The 8448-nt window shown below is 56.7% G+C and carries 7 protein-coding genes, 1 tRNA gene and 1 pseudogene; 3 read left to right on the top strand and 6 right to left on the bottom strand.

Translation table 11 applies throughout. The features are described 5' to 3' along the window. Positions 1-187 (bottom strand): annotated as a pseudogene (locus WBF74_RS04500) (hypothetical protein); the annotation flags it as partial. 211 nt (positions 188-398) lie between these two features. Between WBF74_RS04500 and WBF74_RS04495 the strand changes: the two are divergent. Continuing rightward, positions 399-475: transfer RNA gene (locus WBF74_RS04495), tRNA-Ile, on the top strand. Between the two features lie 232 nt (positions 476-707). On the opposite strand, the gene WBF74_RS04490 is transcribed toward WBF74_RS04495, so the two are convergent. Then, positions 708-1547 carry an SAM-dependent methyltransferase gene (locus WBF74_RS04490; RefSeq protein WP_424435802.1) on the bottom strand — a complete coding sequence of 280 codons (840 nt, stop codon included), beginning with the start codon at positions 1545-1547 and terminating at the stop codon, positions 708-710. After that, complete coding sequence (locus WBF74_RS04485) at positions 1534-2334, bottom strand: class I SAM-dependent methyltransferase (RefSeq protein WP_424435799.1); 801 nt, start codon at positions 2332-2334, stop codon at positions 1534-1536. The genes WBF74_RS04490 and WBF74_RS04485 overlap by 14 nt, the downstream gene beginning before the upstream one ends. A 638-nt stretch (positions 2335-2972) precedes the next feature. Between WBF74_RS04485 and WBF74_RS04480 the strand changes: the two genes are divergently transcribed. Further along, on the top strand, positions 2973-4622 hold the full coding sequence (locus tag WBF74_RS04480; RefSeq protein WP_424435796.1) for a BCCT family transporter: 1650 nt from the start codon (positions 2973-2975) through the stop codon (positions 4620-4622). Positions 4623-4743: 121 nt separating this feature from the next. Here WBF74_RS04480 and WBF74_RS04475 read toward each other — a convergent pair whose 3' ends face one another. The 3 genes from WBF74_RS04475 to WBF74_RS04465 form a co-directional block, all read right to left on the bottom strand. Beyond that, a complete protein-coding gene (locus tag WBF74_RS04475; RefSeq protein WP_424435793.1) occupies positions 4744-5535 on the bottom strand; it encodes a 2-keto-4-pentenoate hydratase in 792 nt (263 codons plus the stop codon). 1 nt (position 5536) lies between these two features. Further along, positions 5537-6307 (bottom strand): HpcH/HpaI aldolase family protein, encoded by a 771-nt coding sequence (locus tag WBF74_RS04470; protein ID WP_424435790.1) that lies wholly within the window; start codon positions 6305-6307, stop codon positions 5537-5539. 92 nt (positions 6308-6399) lie between these two features. Next, positions 6400-7095: a TetR/AcrR family transcriptional regulator gene (locus tag WBF74_RS04465; RefSeq protein WP_424435787.1), complete on the bottom strand. Its 696-nt coding sequence runs from the start codon at positions 7093-7095 to the stop codon at positions 6400-6402. A 219-nt stretch (positions 7096-7314) separates the two neighbouring features. Here WBF74_RS04465 and WBF74_RS04460 point away from each other — a divergent pair. After that, on the top strand, positions 7315-8448 hold a 1134-nt coding region (locus WBF74_RS04460; protein WP_424435784.1), incomplete at its 3' end, for a 4-hydroxyphenylacetate 3-hydroxylase N-terminal domain-containing protein.

Raw genomic sequence — 8448 nt, 5'->3', positions numbered from 1 at the left:
CGCCGGTGTCGATATAGGCGATGTCCGGAACGGCGGTGACTTCGCCTTCGCCTGTGATGGTGATGGTGCGCGGGGCATCATCCGAAGCGTGGGCTGCAGGGGCGAGCATCAGTCCGGCTGCGAGTGCGAGCGCCGGAAGGGCAAAAGCGTGAAAGGAAAAGGACGGACGGGAAAGGGTCTGCGGCATTTCTCTATATCCTTTGTGGCAGAGCAGGTCGGCTTTTCTCAGCGCTTATGAACCTTCCGCGCTGAACCACGTCTGAATGGATTGCTGCAAGCTTCGGGCCGGAACCGGGCAAAATTGGGGCGGGAAGAAACGCGAATCCGGGCTGTGACAGGCCGCTCATCTCCTGCTATATGGCGGGGAGCGGGCGCTTTTCGCCTGTCCGTGAAGTTGGGGGCCTGTAGCTCAGTTGGTTAGAGCGGACCGCTCATAACGGTTTGGTCGCAGGTTCGAGTCCTGCCGGGCCCACCAACGCCTGGGCAATCACCCGCGCCTATTGAATGTTCGGCGCCACCGCTATCTGTCCGTGATTGGCCATGAGTGCCATACTGCCCTGACAGCGTCTCGCAGACCAACACCGCACGCTCCTCGATGCCGAAGGTCGCATAAGGCGCCACCGGCGCTGTCGGCCCGCCGCTCACCGATACCATGTAATGCCCAGCTCTGAAGACGTCCTTTTTGGCGTAACTGCCGAATGGTGAGCTTACTTTGCGAGCCGGTAGTGCATCACGCCCCAGGCGAGCCAACCTTTGTCGGCACCTTCTACCCAGCGTTCCAACCCAGTGAGCATGTTGTCGAGATAATCCGCGCTTGCGTCTCTCGTCAGTCGCTCATAATTCGCTTTCAACTCCTCGCCCACACGCCAATAGTGGCGGCGAAGCTGATGCGTCATATCGATAACTTCGATTTTCTCGAACCCGCGCTCCCTAAGCGCACGATCGTAAAAGCCGAAGCTGCTGAGTGTTTCGAGATGTATTCGATCAAGGATCGGCTGGAGCACACCATCGGGGCAGTCATCTGCCTGCATCGGGTCTGTGAAAATGAACTGACCATCGGGTTTCAGCACGCGGCGCACTTCGTCCAGCACGCGGGGGCGGTTACCGCTATGAAGGATCGCATCTTGCGACCACACTACATCAACGGCGTCTGCCTCTACCGGAATATTTTCAAAATCACCATGCAGAACCGTGATCTGTCCATCAAGCCCTGCTTTGGCATTCAACTCCCGGTTAAGCTGGTTCTGCTTCTCGCTGATATTCACGCAGATGACTTTGCAGCCGAAACGTTGAGCAACATGACGCGCCGCACCGCCATAGCCTGAGCCGATATCAAGTACGACAGAACCCGCCGTCATATCCTTCAACATCGAAGCAAGCGTTTCATCGTTGCGATGACTCGCATCGACTATGGCCTCGGAATCGTCCTTGTACATACCGATATGGATGTCCTCCCCACCCCAGATCGTGAAGTAGAAGGAGTCTGCATCCGGACTGTCATAGTATGCTTCGGCCTGTACGACCGCACGCGACCTAGTCGTTTTCATGATAGGTTTTCTCCGCGACGTGAATGAAGAAGTCGACGTCTTCGTCTTTGTAGCTCTCCTCGAAGTCGCCATAGGTTTCGACCTTCTGAAAGCCGATCTCATGCATCAATTTTCGCGTGTAATTCTTGCGTAACGGAAACATGTTGAGGTGGTAGATGGCGCCATCGGAAAATGTGTAGCGAAATCGCGCAAGCGTTTCGTCCACATATTCCGGCTCCGCCGAAACCTTATCGCCGCAATAGTAATATTTGTGCTTCGACTTGAACCCCAGATCCAGAATGGCGTCATAGTTGCGCTGATCAAGGATCAAGATGCCGTCATGCTTCAGTGCCGCATAAAATTCCGCAAGCGCCCGGCGCCGGTCACGCTCATCGAAAAGATGCGTGAATGAATTTCCGAGACAGATGATGGCATCATATTTTCCGTGCACATCCTTGTTGAGCCAGCGCCAGTCCGCATGAACCGTCTGCAGGACAAAGTTGTGATCGCGCGCATTGGCAAATGCCTTTGAAAGCATTTCCGCGCTGCCATCAACACTCGTTACATCAAAACCCGCTTTGAGAAGCTGCACGGAATTGAATCCCGTGCCGGTCGCCACGTCGAGAATCTTGTGTTTGCCGCGTTTCTTCAAAATGTCGATGAAGAATTGCCCCTCGCTCTCAGCGCGGCCTTCCCAGTCGATCAGATCGTCCCATTTCTCTACAAATGACTCCACATACTCCTGCTGGTAGTGGTCCGTTTCGCGTATGGCGAGGGGATCATCCCCGAATTCCTGTTCCCGTTTCATCAACGATTTCATATTGAAGTCCCCCATCAAGGATCGCGGCGCGTGCAGGCGCATTCAAAGGCCGCCGTCAGACACAAAGGGTCCCGGCATATTTGCCACCGGAAACCCATGAGATCGATTTCTGAAGCCCGCAGAAAATAAAACGCGCAGACGCACGATAAGCGGGCCGCGTCCCATGATGTTTCGCCTACACGAAACGCGGCAGCAAAGCTGCGAGACACGACTGAAGGACACCGCATTCATATGCGGATTATGGAAGCCCACTCAGCGAAAGCACGCTAACAAAGGAGCACTCATGTCGCAACCGCCGAACTGAACTTTCTCAGCCAGCTTTTGCAATCAGGCTGCCTGGCACATCACGTCCCTGCGATTGCGGCATGCTTTTCACAACGCAGCAAAGCCGGATGACTATCGCACATCCACGCGACAAGCTTTTCGCGCACCGCACGTCGGAGGTCCCATGCTTCCGGCGATATGCGCGCGCTGACAAGCACACGCAGCTCGATCGCGCGCTGTTGCTTTCGTCACGTGAATGACAACCACATAGCAGCGCGTTTTGGTGTATTCATGATTGCAATATGCGCGGAGGCACGTAATCGGACGGTGGTAGCCGACTTTAACGATAGTGGAGGAAGCTTATGACCGACGCTGAATCGACGGGGATTCCTGATCCCGAGGGACCTACCGAAATCATCGAAACCGACTATGAGATCGGTCAAGATAATGTCCAGCGAAGGATGGGAGTGCTTTCCTTCGACGTTCACAACCCGGTCTTTGCAATCTCCGGGCTGGTAATCGTCGCCTTCGTCATTCTCACACTGGCGTTACAGAACGAGGCGAAAGCATTCTTCACTGGTCTCCGCGATTGGTTGACGGCCAATCTCGACTGGTTCTTTCTGATCGCGGGCAACACCTTCGTTCTGGTGTGCTTGGCTGTCATCGTTCTTCCGTGGGGGGCAATTCGTATTGGCGGACGCGATGCAACTCCGGATTTTAGCTTTTCTTCTTGGTTGGCAATGCTTTTTGCCGCCGGCATGGGCATCGGACTCATGTTCTACGGAGTGGCTGAGCCGATTGGTCACTATGATGCCGCCTTCGGAGGAATTGTTGGAGAAGGTGGCGCCCGCACGGACTGGGCACCGCTTGACGGGGCGGCGGGCGACAGCGAGGCGGCGCGGCGCCTTGCCATGGCGGCAACGATCTTCCACTGGGGGCTTCACCCCTGGTCGATCTACGGCATCGTTGCGCTGGCACTGGCGATCTTCGCTTACAACAAAGGTCTTCCACTGACGATGAGGTCGATTTTCTACCCCGTCTTCGGCGAGCGTGTTTGGGGATGGCCGGGGCATATCATCGACATCCTCGCGGTTTTCGCGACCCTGTTCGGACTGGCCACGTCGCTCGGGCTCGGCGCGCAGCAGGCGAACGCGGGACTGAACTTCCTGTTCGGCATACCGGATACCGATACATCGAGGGTGCTGCTGATCATCGGCATCACCGCAATCGCTACACTTTCGGTTATAGCGGGGCTAGACGCTGGCGTACGACGGTTGTCGGAGATCAACATGGTGCTGGCGGCACTCCTGTTGCTCTTCGTGATCCTTACCGGCCCGACGCTGACTATCATCACGGCATTCTTCCTGAACCTAGGCGCCTATGTCGAACATCTGCCCGCCCTCGCGAACCCATTCGGGCGAGAAGATGATAATTTTAGACAGGGTTGGACTGCTTTCTACTGGGCTTGGTGGATATCATGGTCACCCTTTGTCGGTATGTTCATCGCCCGTGTGAGCCGCGGCCGGACCGTGCGCGAGTTTATGATTGCCGTTTTGCTCATTCCGTCACTCGTATCGGTGGTCTGGATGACAAGCTTCGGTGGCACTGCTATCAGCGTGATCGGTGAGGGCTTCACCGACATCACCGACTCGGCGCTGGAGCTCAAGCTCTTCGCCATGCTGTCGCATCTGCCACTGACAGCGATGACTTCCTTCGTCGGCATCGTTCTGGTGGTGGTATTTTTCTGCACCTCGTCAGACTCCGGCTCGCTGGTGATCGACACCATCACCGCAGGTGGAAAAATCGATGCACCGATGGCGCAGCGGATCTTCTGGGCCGTCTTCGAGGGTCTGGTTGCGATTGCACTGCTACTCGGTGGCGGTCTTGCAGCGTTGCAAGCAGCAGCAGTATCAACCGGTCTACCTTTCGCGATTGTCCTCCTGCTTGGCTGCTACGCTCTGATTCGCGGTCTAATGTCGGAGCCACGCGGCGGAGTGTCCGGGGAATCCTGAAACTCCAACACTTGAGTCACTTCAGCTTGGATCTGAGGCACTTTGAACATGCCCCCGCACGAAGTGAATTCTGAATCCGCAATAAAGCAGGCGTGTCTTCTTCGCTAAATCGGTAAAGTTGCTACACAAAGCTCGTGGAAACCTCGCCAAGCCCCTGATCGAAGCGGCAGGTGAATTCGTCGCCCGGTTCGACGGGCAGGACGCGCACGAAGGAGCCTGTGAGGATCGTGTCGCCTGGTTCGAAGGACGTGCCGAATTCTCCGAGCTTGTTTGCGAGCCATGCAACAGCCGTCACAGGGTTGCCGAGGACGGCGGAGGCCTCACCTTCGAGTTCCTTCACGCCATTCTTGTAGATGGCGCCATTCACGCGGCGAATGTCGATCTGGTCGAGACGGCGCGGATTGGCGCCGAGCACGACAGCGCCGCAGAAGGCGAGATCGGCTATGTTGTCGATCACGCTGAGGCCCGGTCCGCGTTCGACGCGGAAGTCAACGATTTCGATGGCGGGGAGAACAAAGTCCGTCGCGCGAATTACATCGACAGGCAGTACGCCGGGGCCTCTGAGCGGCTCTTTCATCACGAAGGCAATTTCCATTTCGATCATGGGCGCGAAGAAGCGCGACATCGGAATGGGTGTTGCTTCGGGCACGAAGAAATTATCGGTGATGGCACTGAAGTCCGGTTCTGTCGTGCCGGAAAATTCCTGCATCGCCTTTGAGGTAAGGCCAACCTTGTAGCCCTTGACCTTCGAGCCGGCCGCCACCTTGCGGGCGATGAAAGCCTGCTGGATGCGGTAGGCATCCTCCACCTCGATGCCGGGCCACGTCTTTGAGGGAAGCGGCAGGGGCTTTCTGGTCTCATAGGTGTCGAAGAACGCATCAACAATCCGGTCGCGCGTGGCTTGGTCGAGCATGTCAGTTCTCTTTCTTTCCAGCAGCTTTCACCGCCTCCAGATCGGCACGGGCGGCCATGGAAAGGGCGTTGATGTCGGTTGTGGTAGAAACCATCTGAAAGCCCTGCTCTATGCGAAGGGGCGCTACCTTCGCGTTCGACAGAACGGCAGTTGCTATATTGTTGGCGCGGGCAGCAGCCGAAACTCTCGCAATCGCTTCATCAAAGGCGGGCTTGCCGTCATTGTCACCCGGCGGCAGGCCGAGTGCGATCGAAAGATCGAAGGGGCCGACAAACAGGGCGTCCACGCCCGGCACCGCGGCAATCTCTTCGACATTCGCAAGTGCCTCGGGCGTTTCGATCATTGGCACAACGGCGACGCGATCATTCGCTTCCATGAAATATCCCGTCCCGTCGCGCATGCCCACGCGGACAGGGCCGAAACTGCGGCGGCCCTTGGGGGGATAGAGGCACGCTTCGACAGCACGCTTAGCGTCCTCCGCGGTCTGAATCATGGGGATGACAACGCCAAGCGCGCCCGCATCAAGCGCGCGGCCAATGATGCCGGGATCGTTCCACGGCACACGCAGGACGGGCAGGGCGGGGGTCAGGTCAATGGCGCGGATCATGTTGAGGGCCGTCTCGTAATCCATGCAGCCATGCTGCATGTCAACGAGCACCCAGTCGAAGCCCGCGCGACCGAGTGCTTCTGCCGTCAGAGCTTCAGGGATCATGCACCAGGCACCGAGGGTGACTTCGCCCTTTGCCCAGCGCTGCTTGAGTGATGTCGTCATCGTGATCCCCCCTCATAACTCCGGTTCTCCGCCGCCGGAAGTAAAATGAGTGTCATCATAAATGATGAAAGTCAATAAAAGGGGGTGCTCGATCAGGCTTTTTCGCCGTCCGCTGCTTTCAGGCGCTTCTTCCCGGCGGGTTTGCCTGTTCGCAATCCTTCGATCACGAGAGAAAGTTTCATGCGCAGCCCTTTCACAAAGGCCTGCTTTGACGTGTGGCCATTGAGCCAGCCGATAAGGCCCAGATAGTAGATGCCGAAGAAGATTTCCCCGAAAAGGGTGAGATCAATGTCGGACCTGATCTCCTTTCGCCTTGCAGCATCGAGAACGATGTTGCTGATGCCGCGATAGATGATGCGCATCAAGGCCTGCACATCCTTGCCGCGCTCCGCATATGACAGGATGGTGATTTCACGAATGAGCGCGCGTGCCAGCGGCAGGTCGCGGTTGTGATAGGCAATCATCGCCCCGAAAACCTGCATGAGCTGGTCGATAAGCGGGGTATCGGGTGAAACCTTCTGGATCGCTGCCTGCGATGTCTGGATCATCTCGTCCTTGAAGACGAGGATGAGCAGGTCTTCCTTGCTTTTGGCATAGAGGAAGAGGGTCCCCGTACCGATATCGGCGCGGTCAGCGATTTCCTGGGTCGTGGTTTCCGCAAAGCCTTTCGCGGCGAAAAGGTCCCGCGCCGCATTGAGAATGCGGTCAAGTTTCTCCTGCTTGTTGCGTTCACGCCGGCCAAGGGGAGGAGCTTTGCCTGCCTTTCCCTTCGTAGACCGTCTTATCACCTCTTCACCCACGCCGAACCTCATCTTCGATAAACGCAAGAAATTCTGATTTGCCAACAACTTGGCGGATGAGAGGGCATTGTCAATCACTCCGTTTGCCTCCCGCCGCGCGGTTTTTCTTGACAGTAAATTTAAAAATGACTGTAGTCATAAATGAAAAGAATCATAAACGGCCGTATTTGAGGAAGCGGCCGGGCTTGCAACAGGAGGAACTGCCAGATGGCTGCACGGACGGGAGAAGAGTTTCTGAAGGGGCTGAGGGGAAAGAGAGAAATCTGGCTCGGCTCCGAAAAGGTCACGGATATTGTCGATCACCCGGCCTTTGCAGGAGCGGCGCGCGGTCTCGCCGGTCTTTTTGATCTGCAGCATCAGTATGCCGATGACTGCCTGATGCCGGACCCTGAAACGGGTGAGCCGATCAATGTGAGCCACATGATCCCGCGATCGAAGGAAGATCTTCTTCGGCGCCATAAGGCGTTGCAGCGCCATGCCGAATACACTGTCGGCGTGATGGGGCGTTCACCGGACTATATGAACGTGACCTATGCGGGGTTTGCCGGGCGTGCCGATGAATGGGGTGCGAATGGCAATGAGCAAGGGGCGGAGAACCTTGTCAATTACCAGAAGTATCTGCGCCGCAACGACATTTCGCTGACGCATACGATTATCCATCCGACAATCGACAAGGCGGGCGGGGATTTTGTCGGGGCGCCCAATGAAGTGCCGCTGCACAAGGTCGATGAAACGGAACATGGCATCATCGTGCGTGGTGCCCGTGTGCTGGCGACACTCGCGCCTTTTGCAGACGAACTGGCTGTTTATCCGGCGCATCCCGTGCGGCCTGATGCGGATGACTATGCCCTCGCGTTCTGCATTCCGATGGATACGCCGGGCCTGAAGTTCATCTGCCGGGACAGTTGCTCCGGCTCGCTCAATGTTCAGGATCACCCGCTCTCCTCACGCTTCGATGAGCAGGATGCCTTCGTGATCTTCGACGATGTAGAAGTGCCCTATGACCGTATCCACATCAATTGCAATACGGCGGTTTACAATCAGGTCATGTCCACGGGCTGGTTCCCCAATGTCATGCAACAGACCATGATCCGGGCGCAAACCAAGCTTGAATTTGCATGGGGAATTGCGACACGCATGACGGAAGCTGTTGGGGGCATGCAGCCGCCTTCCGTTCAGATGCTTGGAGAGCTTTGGAGCTATGGCGAGTTTGCGCGCTCCTGCATTCAGGCAGCGGAAGAAAATGCCCATGAGTTCGGCAATGGTGTCTGGTTTCCGCAGGGCGCGCCGCTCTCGGCACTGAAGTCTCTTTTGCCGACATGGTTCCCGCGTGTGAACGAG

The sequence above is a fragment of the Parvibaculum sp. genome (assembly GCF_049672805.1).
Classification (GTDB): Bacteria; Pseudomonadota; Alphaproteobacteria; order Parvibaculales; family Parvibaculaceae; genus Parvibaculum.
This window is presented reverse-complemented; position numbering and strand designations above follow the sequence as displayed.